The 14963-nt window shown below is 62.9% G+C and carries 15 protein-coding genes and 1 pseudogene; 6 read left to right on the top strand and 10 right to left on the bottom strand.

Annotated elements, in window-relative coordinates; all coding sequences use genetic code 11:
* Positions 1-80 precede the first annotated feature (80 nt).
* Complete coding sequence (locus AC07WT_RS16930) at positions 81-1259, top strand: transglycosylase SLT domain-containing protein (protein WP_492590573.1); 1179 nt, start codon at positions 81-83, stop codon at positions 1257-1259.
* A gap of 211 nt (positions 1260-1470) precedes the next feature.
* Here AC07WT_RS16930 and AC07WT_RS16925 read toward each other — a convergent pair whose 3' ends face one another.
* The 4 genes from AC07WT_RS16925 to ribBA form a co-directional block, all read right to left on the bottom strand.
* Positions 1471-2667, bottom strand: coding sequence for a pyridoxal phosphate-dependent aminotransferase (locus AC07WT_RS16925; RefSeq protein WP_492590574.1), 1197 nt, complete (start codon positions 2665-2667; stop codon positions 1471-1473).
* A 178-nt stretch (positions 2668-2845) separates the two neighbouring features.
* Positions 2846-3280, bottom strand: a complete 435-nt coding sequence (gene nusB, locus AC07WT_RS16920; protein WP_492590575.1) for a transcription antitermination factor NusB — start codon at positions 3278-3280, stop codon at positions 2846-2848.
* Positions 3277-3783 (bottom strand): 6,7-dimethyl-8-ribityllumazine synthase, encoded by a 507-nt coding sequence (gene ribH, locus AC07WT_RS16915; protein ID WP_494947838.1) that lies wholly within the window; start codon positions 3781-3783, stop codon positions 3277-3279. Before ribH ends, nusB begins: the two co-directional genes overlap by 4 nt.
* A gap of 49 nt (positions 3784-3832) precedes the next feature.
* The gene (gene ribBA / locus AC07WT_RS16910; protein WP_494947837.1) at positions 3833-4969 is read right to left on the bottom strand and encodes a bifunctional 3,4-dihydroxy-2-butanone-4-phosphate synthase/GTP cyclohydrolase II; all 1137 of its coding nucleotides are present in this window, start codon (positions 4967-4969) and stop codon (positions 3833-3835) included.
* A 282-nt stretch (positions 4970-5251) separates the two neighbouring features.
* Between ribBA and AC07WT_RS16905 the strand changes: the two genes are divergently transcribed.
* Positions 5252-5395, top strand: coding sequence for a hypothetical protein (locus AC07WT_RS16905; RefSeq protein WP_494947836.1), 144 nt, complete (start codon positions 5252-5254; stop codon positions 5393-5395).
* A gap of 224 nt (positions 5396-5619) precedes the next feature.
* Here AC07WT_RS16905 and AC07WT_RS16900 read toward each other — a convergent pair whose 3' ends face one another.
* On the bottom strand, positions 5620-6141 hold the full coding sequence (locus tag AC07WT_RS16900; protein ID WP_494947835.1) for a GNAT family N-acetyltransferase: 522 nt from the start codon (positions 6139-6141) through the stop codon (positions 5620-5622).
* Complete coding sequence (locus tag AC07WT_RS16895; RefSeq protein ID WP_494947834.1) at positions 6141-6416, bottom strand: type II toxin-antitoxin system TacA family antitoxin; 276 nt, start codon at positions 6414-6416, stop codon at positions 6141-6143. The genes AC07WT_RS16900 and AC07WT_RS16895 overlap by 1 nt, the downstream gene beginning before the upstream one ends.
* Before the next feature lie 101 nt (positions 6417-6517).
* On the opposite strand from AC07WT_RS16895, the pseudogene AC07WT_RS16890 reads away from it, so the two are divergent.
* Positions 6518-6997 (top strand): annotated as a pseudogene (locus tag AC07WT_RS16890) (DUF6933 domain-containing protein); the annotation flags it as partial.
* 103 nt (positions 6998-7100) lie between these two features.
* The gene (locus tag AC07WT_RS16885) at positions 7101-8834 is read left to right on the top strand and encodes a hypothetical protein (RefSeq protein WP_494947833.1); all 1734 of its coding nucleotides are present in this window, start codon (positions 7101-7103) and stop codon (positions 8832-8834) included.
* A 105-nt stretch (positions 8835-8939) separates the two neighbouring features.
* On the opposite strand, the gene AC07WT_RS16880 is transcribed toward AC07WT_RS16885, so the two are convergent.
* The 4 genes from AC07WT_RS16880 to AC07WT_RS16865 form a co-directional block, all read right to left on the bottom strand.
* Positions 8940-9581 (bottom strand): riboflavin synthase, encoded by a 642-nt coding sequence (locus AC07WT_RS16880; RefSeq protein WP_494947832.1) that lies wholly within the window; start codon positions 9579-9581, stop codon positions 8940-8942.
* Between the two features lie 16 nt (positions 9582-9597).
* On the bottom strand, positions 9598-10743 hold the full coding sequence (ribD, locus tag AC07WT_RS16875; RefSeq protein ID WP_494947831.1) for a bifunctional diaminohydroxyphosphoribosylaminopyrimidine deaminase/5-amino-6-(5-phosphoribosylamino)uracil reductase RibD: 1146 nt from the start codon (positions 10741-10743) through the stop codon (positions 9598-9600).
* A gap of 75 nt (positions 10744-10818) precedes the next feature.
* Complete coding sequence (gene hemL / locus AC07WT_RS16870) at positions 10819-12102, bottom strand: glutamate-1-semialdehyde 2,1-aminomutase (RefSeq protein WP_494947830.1); 1284 nt, start codon at positions 12100-12102, stop codon at positions 10819-10821.
* 225 nt (positions 12103-12327) lie between these two features.
* On the bottom strand, positions 12328-13011 hold the full coding sequence (locus AC07WT_RS16865) for a hypothetical protein (protein ID WP_492590586.1): 684 nt from the start codon (positions 13009-13011) through the stop codon (positions 12328-12330).
* Positions 13012-13258: 247 nt separating this feature from the next.
* Between AC07WT_RS16865 and AC07WT_RS16860 the strand changes: the two genes are divergently transcribed.
* Positions 13259-14479 carry a Bcr/CflA family multidrug efflux MFS transporter gene (locus tag AC07WT_RS16860; protein WP_494947829.1) on the top strand — a complete coding sequence of 407 codons (1221 nt, stop codon included), beginning with the start codon at positions 13259-13261 and terminating at the stop codon, positions 14477-14479.
* Positions 14480-14707: 228 nt separating this feature from the next.
* Entirely contained in the window at positions 14708-14938 is a 231-nt protein-coding gene (locus AC07WT_RS16855) for a hypothetical protein (protein WP_492590588.1), read from the top strand.
* Positions 14939-14963: the final 25 nt, after the last annotated feature.

The raw sequence follows: 14963 nt of genomic DNA, 5'->3' as shown, positions 1-14963 counted from the left end.
CGATGTCTTGACTCTGCGAATGTGCGGTACCGCCTGTTGCAGCGGCGGAGTTCGCGGATCATGCAACATGGGAGATCTGAATGAACGCCTGGTTATCGTGGCGTCCCGATGAGCGTATCGCGCAAGTTGTGCGCGGTGCGTTGCGTCATGGGACGCGAATGAGTCATCACCTGTTCAGCATCGTCGGCGGTTTCGCCGTCGTGCTGGCACTCGCGCTGTGGCTGATGCCGGCTTGGCGCGGCACACTCGCCGCCAAGTTGATGCCGGTCATTTCGGCCGCTGTGCAAGCCGGTCCTGCCCGTCTGCTGCAGGGCAATCCGCTGCCGGCTTTCGGACCGCCCAACCGCGCGTCCTCCGACGACTCGCTGTCCGCGAATTCGACCAGCAACGAAGCCGCTAGCGGCTCGAACAACGGCAACAATGGCGTCGCCGTCAGCAATACCAGCTTCGACGGCGCTTTCGACGGCAGCGGCACGGCCGGTATGGGTGTGGCTGCACTGAACGGGCTCGACCCGCGCACCATGCAGAGCGTCAGCGCGCTGGCGCGGCTGATTCCGCAGCAGCGCGTCTCGGCCGACGCACGCGACGATCGCGTGCTGATATCGAGCCGTGAGCAGAATCTGGTTTCGTCGTACCTCGCGCGGCGTTATCGCGTCGCTCAGGAGCCGGTCAGCGAACTCGTGAAAGCGGCGTTCGACACTGGCCGCGAAGTCGGTCTCGATCCGCTCCTGCTCCTGTCCGTGATGGCGATCGAATCGGGCTTCAACCCGTATGCCGAGAGCGGCGTAGGCGCGCAGGGCCTGATGCAGGTGATGTCCAAGGTGCATTCGGACAAATTCCAGTATTTCGGCGGCCAGAGCGCGGCGCTGGAGCCGCTCGCGAACATCAAGGTGGGCGCGCTGGTGCTGAAGGATTGCATCGCACGCGGCGGTTCGCTGCCGGGCGGTTTGCGTCTGTACGTTGGCTCGACCTCGCAGGACGACGGCGGCTACGGCGCCAAGGTCATGGCCGAGCGTGGCCGTCTGCGCGATGTGGCGCGTGGCCGCAAGGTGCCGATCAACGCGCCGCAGGCGCCGGCTCTGACCGCATCGACCACGGCGACGGCTGCGGCGGGTAACGGCAAGCGCGTGCAGGTAACCCTCGATAACAGCCATGCGCTGAGCGCGGCAACGCCGGTGAAGGCGCCGGCTTCCGAGCAGGACGACGCCAGCTCCAATGCTCCGAAGCATGTGGCGTCGGCGTCGGAGTTAGGCGCTTGAGGTTGTTGACCCGATTGGCGTGACGCGAGAGCGGCTGCAATAAAAAAGGACACCCCCGGGCGTAATGCCGTTCAGTTAAGCGACTGAACGGCATTTTTGTTGATGGCGCAAACCGGTTGTAAACGGGGCGTGGCGATGTTAACTTTCATCGCCATGCTGGTCGACCACCTCCGCCCTCTTGTCGAGGCCTCCAGCCGCTCCATGCGTTCGGTCAATGCCGCCCGAACAGCTTCGCCAACCGCTCGACCGCCTCTTCCAGCTTCGGATAGGCGGTGGCATACGAGAGCCGGATGTACTCCTTTGGCGCATGCGTGCCGAAGTCCATGCCCGGCACCAGTACCACGCCCGCATCGTGCAGCATGGCCTTGGTCAGCGCGGCGCTGTCGCCGGCGGCAGTGTGCGCGACAGTCCTGCAATCGGCATACACGTAGAACGCGCCGTCAGGCATGACCGGCACCGAGAAGCCCAGCGATTCCAGCGCCGGCGCAATGAAGTCGCGGCGGCGTTTGAATTCGAGGCGGCGCGCTTCATAGATCGCGATCGTTTGCGGTTCGAAACAGGCGAGCGCCGCGTGCTGCGCAAGCGCTGACGCGCAGATGAACAGATTCTGCGCGAGCTTTTCGAATGCGCCGACCATCGCCGGCGGCACCACCAGCCAGCCCAAACGCCAGCCGGTCATGTTGAAGTACTTCGAGAAGCTGTTGACGGTGATGACGTCGTCGCCGAAGGACAGCGCCGAGACGGGTTTCGCGTCGTAGCTCAGGCCCTGGTAGATTTCATCGACGATCGTAAAGCCGCCGCGTGCGCGTACGGCCTTGACGATGCGCTCGAGTTCGGCCGGTTCGATCGAGGTGCCTGTGGGGTTCGACGGCGACGCCAGCAGCACGCCTCGGGTGCGCTCGTTCCACAGACGCCCGACATCGGCTGCGGTCAGCTGGAAACGTTCGGCCGGACCGCTCGGCACCATCACCGGCTTACCTTCGGCGGCGATCACGAAATGCCGGTTGCACGGATAGCACGGGTCGGGCATCAGCACTTCGTCGTCGCGATCGACCAGCGCCGCGCATGCCAGCAGCAACGCGGCTGATGCCCCCGCCGTGACGACGATCCGCGCCGGATCGACGCTGACGCCGTAGACCTCGGCGTAATGCGCCGAAATCGCTTCGCGCAGCGCGTGGATGCCGAGGGCATTGGTGTATTGCGTGACGCCGCGGCGCAGTGCGCTGGCGGCTGCCTCGATGACCGGCTCGGGCGCGGTGAAATCGGGTTCGCCGATTCCCATGTGAATGATGTCGCGCCCATCGCGCTCGAGCAGCGCGGCTTCCTTGGCCAGTTCCATCACATAGAAAGGCTGGATGGCGTCGACGCGGGCAGCGAGCCGCACCAAGGGTTCGGTCACGGAATTCATGCGATCAAATCCAGTTCAGAGGCAAAAGCGGGACGGCGCGCGGCGCATGCGTTCATGCACCTAGCGGCGTCCTTGCGAGCAGCCGGTGTTCGGCGGTTTGGCCTTCAACCCGGCGTTCGGGCAGCCAGCTGCGCGCTCCGGCGTTGCCGACGAGGCGCATGGTTCATGCGCCTCACGCTCAACGCTTGCGGGCCGCCTGCGTTTCGGCGACGCGCAGTTGCGCCGACAGCTTGTCCAGCACGCCATTTACGTACTTATAGCCGTCCGCGCCGCCAAACGTCTTGGCGAGTTCGACCGCTTCGTTGATGACCACGCGATAGGGGATGTCGACGTGATTCTTCAACTCGAACGCGGCGACCAGCAGCACCGCGCGTTCGACCGGCGAGAGCTGGTCGATCGGGCGGTCGAGGCACGGCGCGATATCGGCGGACAATGCCTCCGAATCGCGGATCACGCCGTGCAGGATGGCGTCCAGATGTTCGTGGTCGGCCTTGTCGAAACCTTGCGCGCCGCGCAGTTGCGCGTCGATTTCACCGCCGGGCGAGCCCGACAGCAGCCACTGGTAAAGCCCCTGCGTGGCCAGTTCGCGGGACCGTCGGCGTGCGCTCTTCATGCCTGTTCCTCTTCTTCGTCTTCTGCCGCGTCGTCGCCGCCGAGTTGTTCGAGCGCGACGGCGAGATTCGCCATTTCGACAGCCACGCGCGCGGCGTCACGGCCTTTCTCCGTCATACGCGCGACGGCTTGCTCGTCAGTTTCGGTGGTCAGCACGGCGTTCGCGACCGGGATGCCGAAGTCGAGGCCGATACGCGTGATGCCCGCACCGCTTTCATTCGACACCAGTTCGAAGTGGTACGTCTCGCCGCGAATCACCGCGCCCAGCGCGATCAGCGCGTCGAATTGCGCGCTTTCGGCGAGCTTTTGCAGCGCCAACGGGAGTTCCAGCGCGCCCGGCACGGTGACCAGCAGCACGTCTTCGCCGGTGACGCCGAGGCGTTCGAGTTCTTCGATGCAAGAATCGGCGAGGCCGTTGCAAACGGGTTCGTTAAAACGCGCCTGGACGATGCCGATGCGCAGTCCGTCACCGTCGAGATTCGGTTGGTATTGTCCGATTTCCATGTGAAGTCCGTAGTGTTTTGAGTAAGCGCTGAGCGCGTGATTGGCCGGATCAGCCTTGATGCGTTGCCTGTGCGGCGCTACCCGGCATCGGCACGAAGCCGGTGACTTCGAGACCGTAACCTGACATGCTGCCCAGCTTGCGCGGGTTCGACAGCACCTGCATCTTGCCGACACCGAGTTCGCGCAGAATCTGCGCGCCGATACCGTAAGTCTTGAAGTCGACCGGCCGGCGCTTGAGCGCCTCGGCTTTTTCTTTCGAGTCGAAGGCTTTGAAAACGTCGATCAGATGGTCCTTCGAATCGCCGCAGTTCAGCAGCACGATCACGCCGAGGTCGCGCCGGGCGATTTCCTTCATTGCCGCATCCAGCGTCCACGAGTGGGTGGATTCGCTGACTTCGAGCAGATCCAGCACCGACAGCGGTTCGTGCACGCGCACCGGCGTGTCCTGTTCAGGCTTCGGCGTGCCGCGCACCAGTGCGATATGCGGCTGGCCGCTCGGCTGGTCGAGGTACATCACCGCGCGAAACGCGCCGTGCGCGGTTTGCATGGTGCGCTCGCAAATGCGCTCGACGATCGATTCGGTGCGGCTGCGGTAGTGGATCAGATCCGCGATGGTGCCGATTTTCAGGCCGTGCTCTTTGGCGAATTCCATCAGGTCCGGCAGGCGCGCCATCGTGCCGTCGTCCTTGATGACTTCGCAGATCACCGCGGCCGGCGTGAGGCCCGCCAGCGCGGTGAGGTCGCAGCCGGCCTCGGTGTGGCCGGCGCGCACCAGCACGCCGCCGGGTTGCGCCATGATCGGGAACACGTGGCCCGGCTGCACGATATGTTCGGCTTTCGCGTCCGGCGCAACCGCCGTGGCGATCGTGCGGGCGCGGTCGGCCGCTGAGATGCCGGTGGTCACGCCTTCGGCTGCTTCGATGCTGACGGTGAACGCCGTGCCGTACTGAGTGCCGTTGCGGTAGGTCATCAGCGGCAGGTTCAGCAGCTTGCAGCGCTCCTGCGTGAGCGTGAGGCAGATCAAGCCGCGACCGTAGCGGGCCATGAAATTGATCGCTTCCGGTGTGACGAATTCGGCGGCGATCACTAGGTCGCCCTCGTTTTCGCGATCTTCTTCGTCGACGAGGATCACCATCCGGCCTGCTTTCAGTTCGGCAATGATCTCTGGAGTGGAGGCGAGCGTCATGTTGGCGAGATTTTCGGGAAAGCGCGTATTTTACGCCACGCGCGCTCTCAAGTCGCCTGCGACGGATGGCATAGGCCGTTTGGCCGACTGGCGGCGGCTCGCAGCCAGCCTGTATGCTCGATAAAACGATGGGCGCATGAGCGGGTTGGGCGGCAGGGCGCCGCTTAGCCCCCGCGCGGCAGGGGTTACCCCGGAATCATTTCGGCGCGTTCAGCATGCGCTCCACATACCGCGCAATTACGTTGAGTCTGGCCGGGTGCCGTGGCAGTGTCGCAGAAGGCCATGTTTCTGTCCCCCCTTGCAGACAACGGCTATCGGCTGAAGTTTGATCCCGCGGACGCGGTCAGGACCATGGAAATGGTTGCTGCTGGCGCGCTCGAAGAAGCTGCGCTAGCGGGGTGGTTCCGGCAGCGGATCGCCGAGTAAGGCTACGACGATTAAACCCAAAACTCGGCCTGGTTCAACGAGTTACGAGCGTCCTGTCGGTGACGCCGCCGATAGCATTCGTTCGACGTAGCGCGCAATTGTGTTGAGTTCGGCCGGAGACGCTTGTCCCGCAAGGCGTGCGATTCGGCAGTGTGCGCGTATACCGTCAGAGATACCGTCATGTCACGCGGACTGTAGCGAGACGTCGATAGACGATGACGTATCTACTTCTGTTTGCCTGATACGGCAGGCACGAGTAGTCGACGTGCGTCCTTGAGCAACAGAAGCAATTGCTGTTCTTGCGCCGGTGAAGCTTCAAACCCGAAACGCAAATAGAAGCGTGCTGCATCCTCATCGATCGGGTGTGTCAGCAATGCACGAACGCCGGCTTGTTCGGCGATAGCCACGGTACGCCGGATTGCATCTTGCAGCATGCCAATCCCGACTCCACGCCCATGGTCCTGCATTGCTACCGCCAGCCGAGCCAGAATGACAACAGGGATTGGATAGGCTCCCGTCCCTTTGCGTACCCGATCGGGCGCCTCAAAAGTATCGATCTGCCCTACAGCCAGGCTGTAGTATCCAACTAGGCGCTGATCTTCGGTAACGACGTAGGTCTTGGCCGAACCGCTGGCTTGAGCCTGCCGCGCATGGCGCAGCAGCCAGTCATTCAGGCCGGGCTTGCCGCAATCGAAGCCTTCCAACACATGGCTGCCGTCTAACGCTTGCAGTGGGGACAGCGGCATCAGCTCTCCCAAGGTGCCGTTCGGGAGAACAACTTCTTTAAGCCCGCATTGTCTTGGGTCGGGCGATCGAGCATGTCAAGCAGCGCTTTCGATTGGCTTTCGGTCACAAGGAACAAACGCTGGTCAAGCAGGGTTCGTTCGGCAACCTGACAGGCGCTGTCGAGAATGAAATCGGTCATTGATTTGTGCGCGATCTCGGCTGCGCGGCGCAGCACCGCTTCCTGCTGCGGCGTGGCTCGCAAACCCAGACGGGCGGAACGGGTAGAGGTGCTCATGAGAGATTCTCCTTCAGATGTACGTCATGTTAGCACAATAGGCGTACATTCTGGCTGGTACAAGATCCGTCCCTTTTTTCATGCTATAACTTTACTGTACTCAAAAGCTGCTCAAGCGTCTGAAACCCAAAGTGATCGAGGTCGGAGGCAGGACCACGAAGCTTGGCAACTGGTATGCAACCGTTTTGCCATGGAAGCCGCAGATTGCGATGCTTGTGAATGAACGAACGCTACTGCCGGTGCTGAAGCCTTTGGCTCCGGCGGCTAACCTGGCGGCCAGGTTCCCTGGGGCTCTGGTAGATATACTCGCCGCCCACGGCGTACCGCGCCCATTTATCGACTCGGAAGTGTCTCAAATGCAGGTCGTCAAATACGCGAGGACGCAAAATCGCAGTGTTGTCGGCATCATGACGCAGTTCGCATATCTCGCCGAAGCACACCGTGCCTACGACAAACCGAACGAACTCATCGCGCTGTCGCTAAAACTGGCGCGCACACCATGTAGCCCGCTTTACAAGGGGCCGGTGTCTCCAGAGGGAGCATTGAAAGAGCTGACGAGCGATGGGGGAGCGGTCGCCTGATTGCGAGCCGGCGAGGTCGGCGATAATGCCGGTCATCTGCTTTGTACCTGCCAGACCAAATTTGCCAATCGACATGTTGAACGAAGTGCTCTCGCGCCTCACCATGGACCAGCTGAAATCGCTAATGCGCTGGTTGCCCGATACGACGCCGGCCGGAAAGAAAGATCAACTGGTCGGACAGATCCTGAAGAGTCTCGGCGGCGATGGGCTGCGCATGCTTTGGGACCGTCTGGACGATACGCAACGTATGGCGGTTACGGAGGCCGCGTACACCGCGCATGGGGTTTTTCATCGGAAGCGGTTTCGAGCGAAATACGGGAGATTGCCGGATTTCACTGTCAATGAAGGCGGCCGGCGCTACTCCTCCCGTGGGCAACCGACGGCGCTGGGGCTCTTCTTGCACTACGAGGACGGTTACTACCGCTTGCCATGCGAACTGGGTGAACGGCTGCGCAGCTTCATGCCTGAACCTTCGCCCGTCAGGTTGAGTCCAGTCGAGGCGCTGCCTGAAAAGATCGGCGAAAAACAGGTGACTGTGAGGCGCGCAGAGCGCGACGCATTGCGGGATCTTCCGGTTCTGCTCCGGTTGACGGACCAGGGGAAGCTCCAGGCGAGCGAAAAAACGTCGTTGCCCGGAAGCGCTACGTTGCGCTTGCTGACGGAGCACCTCGCCAACGGGGATTTCTATTGGCCGGCAGGCGGTAACCCCAATCCGGAGATCGGTCCGCTCAAGGCCTTTTCCTGGCCGATGCTGCTTCAGGCAGCAGGGCTGGTCCAGCGAAACGGCAGCAAACTGGCTTTGAGCATCGCGGGTCGGAAAGCGTTGGCGTCCGCGCCAGCCGTTGTGTTGAGTGCGATCTGGAGCAAATGGCTGAAGACCAATTCGTTCGACGAATTCAGCCGCATCGATGTCATCAAGGGGCAGAAATCCAAAGGGCGGGCAATGACTGCGGTAGCGCCGCGTCGGGCTGTGATCAATGGAGTGCTGCGAGACTGCCCGATCGGAGCCTGGGTCGGGGTTGACGACCTTTCGCGGTTCATGGAGGCAACTGGGCGCACGTTTGAAGTAACGAATGATCCGTGGAGCCTTTATATCTGCGAACCGCAATATGGCAATCTGGGTCACGACGGCTATCACGATTGGTCGATTCTGCAGTTTCGATATCTTCTCTGCGTTCTGTTCGAGTACGCAGCGGCCCTTGGTGTGGTCGATGTCGCTTACATCGAGCCCGCTGGCGTACGTGACGACTATTGCGGAATGTGGGGAACCGACGACCTGGAATACCTGAGCCGCTACGACGGGTTGATGTATTTCCGCATTACCCCGCTCGGCGCATATTGCCTCGGATTGAACGAAGAGTACCTGCCTCCACCGGTTGTGCCGAGTGTCAAGCTTGCCGTTTTGCCGAGTTTGCAGGTGAATGTCACCGACGGACGGCTGTCGATGGACGAAACGCTGACGCTGGCTACGTGGGCAGAGGAACTGACGGGAAACAGGTGGCGCCTGGACCATCAAAAGGCGGTTGGTGCCATCGAGAAAGGGCTCGATATTGAGGAGCTTCGGGCGTTTCTCGTGGCACGGGAAGATCAGCCGTTGCCTGAAACAGTGGAGTCGTTCATCAAGGCTGCCGGGCAGCAGGGGAAGGCGCTGAAAGTCCTGGGAACCGCGCTACTGATTGATTGTGAGAACGAGAAGATCGCTTCAATGGTGGCGGACGCGAAGGAAACAGCTGGTCTTTGTCTGCGTGCGGGCGAGCGACAACTGGTGGTCAGGCTTGAGCACGAAGAAAAATTTCGGAGCCTTGTCCGCAAGCTCGGATTCGGCGTGACAGTCTGATATCCGGCGCGCCGAGTCCAAAGAACCCGGAGGTTCCAAAGTCGCCGACGGACGACTTGTCACGCAGCGACAAAAACAGTTGTGCAGCGAGGGCGGCCGCAGCGGTTAGCTGCGCGCTATGGGAGACGTCGTCGACAGCATCCTTTCGACATACCGCGCGATCAGATCGATCTCCAGATTCACCTGCGAACCTTCGTGCAGATGCTTCAGCGAGGTCACCTGAACCGTGTGAGGAATCAGGTTGATCGAAAACTCGCAGCCGTCGTCGCGATCTTTAACCGAGTTGACGGTCAGGCTCACGCCGTTGACAGTGATAGAACCTTTGTACGCCAGATAGCGACCGATCTCGCGCGGCGCTACAACGCGTAGCTCATGCGACTCGCCGACCGGCGCGAAATGCATGACCGTGCCGAGGCCGTCCACGTGTCCTGACACGATATGGCCGCCGAGCCGGTCATGCGCGCGCAGCGCCTTCTCGAGATTGACTTCGCCCGGCTCGCCCAAGCCGACGGTGCAGTTCAGGCTTTCGCGCGACACATCGACTTCGAATGAATGCGCGGTTTTCGCCACCACCGTCATGCAGGCGCCCTGAATGGTGATGCTGTCGCCGAGTTGCACGTCTTCGAGATCGAGGCCGCCTGCTTCCACGTTCAGGCGTACGCCCGCGTCGCCGTCCGTTGTGCCGTCGTGAGCGAGGGGTTTGACCGATTCGATGCGGCCCACTGCCGCGACGATTCCTGTAAACATCGTGTTGGTTCCTTGATCAATTCGAAGTAGGTTGGGGCGCCGGCGCAGCCTGCGCGTGCGGCACGAAGCGCGCGAGAATCCGCAGATCGTCGCCGATCCGGTCGACCGCGTGGAAGTTCAGTTGCACGCGGCCTTCCAGCGTGTCAGGCGCGCTCAGATTGAACATGCTCATCGAGTCCGCGCCGAGCAGACTCGGGGCGAGATAAACCAGTAGTTCGTCGACGCAGCCTTCGCGCAACAGCGAGCCGTTCAGTTTGTAGCCCGCCTCGACGTGCAGTTCGTTGACGCTGCGCTCGCCAAGCGCTTTCAGCATGGCGGGCAGATCGACCTTGCCCGCCGCGTTCGCCAGTTGCACGATCTCCGCGCCGCGATCGCGCAGCGCGCTGGCGCGCTCGGCATGACGCTGATCGAGATTGCCGCAGAAGATCAAGGTCGGCGCGCCGGCCAGAATCTGCGCTTCAGGCGGCACGTCGAGCTGGCTGTCGATCAGCACGCGTTGCGGCTGGCGCGGCGTGTCGACGGCGCGCACGGTCATGCGCGGATCGTCTTCCCTGACGGTGCCGATGCCGGTCAGAATCGCCGATGCGCGGGCACGCCACGCGTGGCCGTCGGCGCGCGCCGCCTCGCCGGTGATCCATTGACTGGCGCCCGACGGCAAGCCGGTGCGGCCGTCCAGCGACGCCGCCACTTTCACGCGCACCCACGGGCGCCCGCGCGTCATGCGCGACACGAAACCGATGTTCAGTTCGTGCGCTTCGTTGGCGAGCAGCCCGCAACGCACTTCGATGCCGGCGTCGCGCAGCATCTTGAGGCCGCGCCCGGAGACTTGCGGATTGGGGTCTTCCATCGCCGCGACCACACGCTCGACCTGCGCCTCGATCAACGCATTCGCGCACGGCGGCGTGCGGCCGAAGTGGCTGCACGGCTCGAGCGTCACGTAGGCCGTCGCGCCGCGCAGATCGTGGCCGCGCGAACGCGCGTCCTTCAACGCGCGGACTTCGGCGTGGTCCTGGCCGGCCGGTTGCGTGAAGCCTTCGCCGATCACCTCGCCGTTCTTGACCAGCACGCAACCGACGCGCGGATTCGGGTCGGTGGTGTACATGCCGCGCTTGGCCAGCGCGAGCGCGCGTTCCATATGGACGAAATCGGTTTGCGAGAACATCGGTGTCCGGTCGGGTACGGTGACTAGGCTGCGGTTAGCTTCGGTTTCGGTCGACTGCCAGCTTTATTGCCGGTTTCAGACGGCGAGCGAGGCGAACGCGCCGCGCGCGGCCTCGATCGTGGTGTCGACGATCGCATCGTCGTGCGCGATCGACACGAAACCGGCTTCATATGCCGACGGCGCGAAGTACACGCCCGCGTCGAGCATCTTGTGGAAAAACGCGTTAAAGCGCGGTACGTCGCTCTTCATGACCTCGGCAAAGCTCGCCGGGATCGATTCGGTGAAGTACAGGCCGAACATGCCGCCGAGCGAATCGGCGGCGAACGGCACCTTCGCTTCGCGCGCGACATTCGCGAGACCTTGCGCGAGACGCGCGGTGCGCGCAGCGAGCGTGTCATAGAAGCCCGGCGCCTGGATCAGTTGCAGCGTCTTCAGGCCCGCGGCCACCGCGATCGGATTGCCCGACAGTGTGCCCGCCTGATAAACGCCGCCGAGCGGCGCGAGGTGAGCCATGATGTCGCGCCGTCCACCAAAGGCCGCCGCCGGCATGCCGCCGCCGATCACTTTGCCGAGACACGTCAGATCCGGCCTGATGCCGTAGACCTCCTGAGCGCCGCCGAGCGCCACGCGGAAGCCGCACATCACTTCGTCGAAAATCAGTACCGAGCCGTACTCGGTGCACAGACGCCGCAATGCTTGCAGGAATTCGGGGGTGGCGCGCACCAGGTTCATGTTGCCCGCGACCGGCTCGACGATCACCGACGCGATCTCGTTGCCGAACACCTTGAACGCTTCTTCGAGTTCGGCGACGTTGTTGTATTCGAGCACCGTGGTGTGCCTGGCGATATCGACCGGCACGCCGGCCGAAGTCGGATTGCCGAACGTGAGCAGACCAGAACCGGCTTTGACCAGCAAGCTGTCCGCGTGGCCGTGATAGCAGCCTTCGAACTTGACGATGCGGCTGCGGTTCGTGAAGCCGCGCGCAAGACGCAGCGCGCTCATAGTCGCCTCAGTACCGCTCGATACCATGCGGACCTGCTCGATCGACGGCACCAGCTTGCAGATTTCCTCGGCGATTTCCACTTCCGATTCGGTCGGCGCGCCGAAGGAGAAGCCGTTTGGCAGCACGCGCTGGACTGCTTCGAGTACTTCCGGATGGACGTGGCCGAGAATCATCGGGCCCCACGAGCCGATGTAGTCGATATAGCGTTTTTTGTCGGCGTCCCAGAAGTAGGGGCCTTCTGCACGCTCGATGAAGCGCGGCGTGCCGCCCACCGAGCGGAATGCTCTTACTGGCGAGTTCACGCCGCCCGGGATGGTGCGCTGCGCGCGGTCGAAGAGGGTTTGGTTCCTGGACATGGGTGTTGGCGATGCCTTTGGATTCGGGATTGCGCAGCGGCGCGGGAGGCTGCTTTTTGCGCTTCGCGCGGCGCTGGGGGCTGGTGGGGAAATTGTACCGGAGTCAGCGTGAAGAGGTTTTGTGTGTTCCCCTCCCGGCGGGTTCGCAGCTCCCTGTGCACTTCCCCGACGGCGCTGCGCGCCTTCGCGGTACTTCATCGCCCACCCGGGCGGCGTCGCCGTCGCTCAGCTTTCGCGCACCTGTTTCTTCGCAGGCGTCCTCGCCGTCGTTTTCGGCCTGGTTTGGGCGTGACTTTCTGCCGCGGACTTCTTCGGCGTCGTGGTGCGGCTCGATTCGGGTTTGACGCGCTGCGCGTCTTGCGCCTCTTGCACTCCTTGCACCTTTTCGCGGCTTTTCTCCACCGCCGCCGCGTGGGCCGTTACCTTGCTGGAGCGCGTGGGCCCCGTCGGGGCGTCGAGCTTCGGCGGCTTGCGCTTGCCGGTCAGCTCGGCCCAGCGCTTTTCCAGAGCGCCTTCGGCGATCGGCTTGATGACGGTGCCCGAGCTCTGTGCGTCCCACGTCTGTACCGAAAACGGGTGTGTGCGCAACATCTCGCGCGGGATCACTACTCCTTCGTGGGCGTCGACTAGCCAGTCGTACACGAAGTCGATGCACAAGCGGTAGCCGCGCCTCGTCGCCGGATCGGGGACCTCGTACGGCGCACGCGTCACATAGCCGGAGCCGAACACACCCTTCGGTTCCTGGGCGACGCGGTGCAGGAACACGCGGTCGCCGGGCAGGATGCCGCGCGCAAACCCGCAACCCCACACGTCCGACACTGCCACGCCCGCGGCCACCCGCTTCGCCACGTCAGGCAATTCGGGCCACGGCCATTTCCTGGGGCTCCAGATCAGCAGGAATGCAGTCATGACAGGGTCGGGAGAAAGCGCTGTTGAGGGGCGCGACGCGGCACGTTTGCGTTGCGCACGAATCGTTCAGGCGGCAGCTTAACCGATCGGTTCTGTGCTTGCCACGGCGCTCTGGCGTTCCGCCCGACGGCGCCGGGACGCGGCGAATGTTGAACCGTCGCGTACAATTGAGCCCATCAAGCCGCTGTTGTCCCCGTTTCACCGTGTTTCGCCGCCAATGTCGGCGCAGCGCTTCATCTGGATTTCCATGTCTCACGCCACCAGAAGCCGGCCCGATGGCCGGCTGATTCTGTTGCTCGGCGCGCTTGCCGCGTGCGGGCCGATTTCCATCGACATGTATCTGCCAAGTCTGCCGACCATCGCGCAGGCCTTCGCGATCAGCACCGGCGCCGCGCAGACGACGCTCACCAGCTTCATGTTCGGTTTTTCGATCGGCATGCTGCTGTATGGTCCGCTGTCGGATACTTACGGTCGACGTCCCGTGCTGCTCGGCGGCATCGCCATGTATGCGCTGGCGAGCGTCGCGTGCGCGCTGTCGTTTTCGATCGGGGCGCTGGTGACGTTCCGTTTCGTGCAGGCACTCGGCGCAGGCGCGGCCTCGGTGCTGGCGCGCGCCATTGCCCGCGATGCACACGGGCCGACCGACGCCGCGCGCGTGCTGTCGATGCTAGCCATCGTCACGTCGATCGGGCCGCTGCTGGCGCCGCTGATCGGCGGGCAGTTGCTGCTGCTTGGGGGCTGGCGCGTCGTCTTCGTGGTCCTGACGCTGTTCGGTACCGTGTGCGCGGTCACCGCGTTCCTCAAAGTGCCGGAAACCTGGCCGCGCGAGAAGCGTGCGCAGTCGGCGTTGCTGCAATCGTTCGGCGCGTACGGCAAGTTGCTGCGCGACCCGGTCGCGTGGGGGCACATGCTGTGCGGCGGGATGGCGTTTGCATCGATGTTCGCCTACATCACGGCGACGCCATTTGTGTACATCGAGTATTTCCATGTATCGGCACAGCATTACGGGTTTCTGTTCGCGCTGAATATCGTCGGCATCATGTTGGGCAACTTCATGAATACGCGTCTGGTCGGCCGGCTTGGCTCGTTGCCGATCATATCTTTCGCGGCTACCGTCAGTTGCGTCGCGTCGTTGTTTGTCTGCCTCGTATCGCTGACAGGCTGGGGCGGCTTATGGTCGATCGTGTTCGGCCTGTTCTTTGTGGTCGGCGTGGTGGGTTTGCTGTCCGCCAATTGCACCACCGATCTGATGCATCGCTATCCGCATAACGCTGGCGCTGCCGCAGCGGTATTCGGCGCAGTGCAGTTGGCGCTTGGCGCGCTGTCGAGCCTGGCCGTCGGGCTTTGGCAGGACGGTTCGCCCACGGGGATGGGCGTCGTGATAGGCGTCGCGGGCACGCTGTGCTACGTCGGCCGGATTCTGGTCGTCAGGTGGCACGGGACGAAGGCGCCTGTCGTTGCGGCTTGACGGCGGTTCGTCAGGCGGCAGCCAGAATCCGTCGCTCAAGGCGGGCAACGGCTCCCGAGCTAAAGTAAAGCGCAGCAGAACTTCTGCCAGCCCGTTCCGCGCGTGACAGAGTGACTGCGAGAGCGACCACGAGAGCGACTACGGAAAACACCAGGTGTTGCGTGCGCGCGACCGTGCGACCTAATTTGCATTGCTATGATGAGGACACTGTTCCTCGGAGCGGCAATCATGGCGATCAGAGATTTGATGAACGGCGAGCGGCAACAGGCTGCTTTCGCCGAAGCGCAGAAGCTGGCTGACAGCGGCGCATATCACGATTACACGGACATCGAATACGTCTTGCGCTTTGATTACGGTTTGTCTGATGTATCGACCTTGCTCGATAGTCAATTGATGCACCGTGACCTGAATCGCCGTTGCGCGGACGCGCGCGAAAAGCTGGACACGCTTAGCGTTTGACGCTCGGTTTGATTCGCGCGGTAAG

It is taken from the genome of Paraburkholderia sp. GW821-FHT02A12 (genome assembly GCF_059422005.1).
Note: the sequence above shows the minus strand (reverse complement) of the source record. Positions and strands in the feature narration are given on the sequence as shown.

Bases quoted from the DNA above. Each gene is read 5' to 3' on its own strand.
- AC07WT_RS16930 (WP_492590573.1), top strand. From the start codon at position 81: ATGAACGCCTGGTTATCGTGGCGTCCCGATGAGCGTATCGCGCAAGTT.
- AC07WT_RS16925 (WP_492590574.1), bottom strand. From the start codon at position 2,667: ATGAATTCCGTGACCGAACCCTTGGTGCGGCTCGCTGCCCGCGTCGAC.
- nusB (WP_492590575.1), bottom strand. From the start codon at position 3,280: ATGAAGAGCGCACGCCGACGGTCCCGCGAACTGGCCACGCAGGGGCTT.
- ribH (WP_494947838.1), bottom strand. From the start codon at position 3,783: ATGGAAATCGGACAATACCAACCGAATCTCGACGGTGACGGACTGCGC.
- ribBA (WP_494947837.1), bottom strand. From the start codon at position 4,969: ATGACGCTCGCCTCCACTCCAGAGATCATTGCCGAACTGAAAGCAGGC.
- AC07WT_RS16905 (WP_494947836.1), top strand. From the start codon at position 5,252: ATGTTTCTGTCCCCCCTTGCAGACAACGGCTATCGGCTGAAGTTTGAT.
- AC07WT_RS16900 (WP_494947835.1), bottom strand. From the start codon at position 6,141: ATGCCGCTGTCCCCACTGCAAGCGTTAGACGGCAGCCATGTGTTGGAA.
- AC07WT_RS16895 (WP_494947834.1), bottom strand. From the start codon at position 6,416: ATGAGCACCTCTACCCGTTCCGCCCGTCTGGGTTTGCGAGCCACGCCG.
- AC07WT_RS16885 (WP_494947833.1), top strand. From the start codon at position 7,101: ATGGACCAGCTGAAATCGCTAATGCGCTGGTTGCCCGATACGACGCCG.
- AC07WT_RS16880 (WP_494947832.1), bottom strand. From the start codon at position 9,581: ATGTTTACAGGAATCGTCGCGGCAGTGGGCCGCATCGAATCGGTCAAA.
- ribD (WP_494947831.1), bottom strand. From the start codon at position 10,743: ATGTTCTCGCAAACCGATTTCGTCCATATGGAACGCGCGCTCGCGCTG.
- hemL (WP_494947830.1), bottom strand. From the start codon at position 12,102: ATGTCCAGGAACCAAACCCTCTTCGACCGCGCGCAGCGCACCATCCCG.
- AC07WT_RS16865 (WP_492590586.1), bottom strand. From the start codon at position 13,011: ATGACTGCATTCCTGCTGATCTGGAGCCCCAGGAAATGGCCGTGGCCC.
- AC07WT_RS16860 (WP_494947829.1), top strand. From the start codon at position 13,259: ATGTCTCACGCCACCAGAAGCCGGCCCGATGGCCGGCTGATTCTGTTG.
- AC07WT_RS16855 (WP_492590588.1), top strand. From the start codon at position 14,708: ATGGCGATCAGAGATTTGATGAACGGCGAGCGGCAACAGGCTGCTTTC.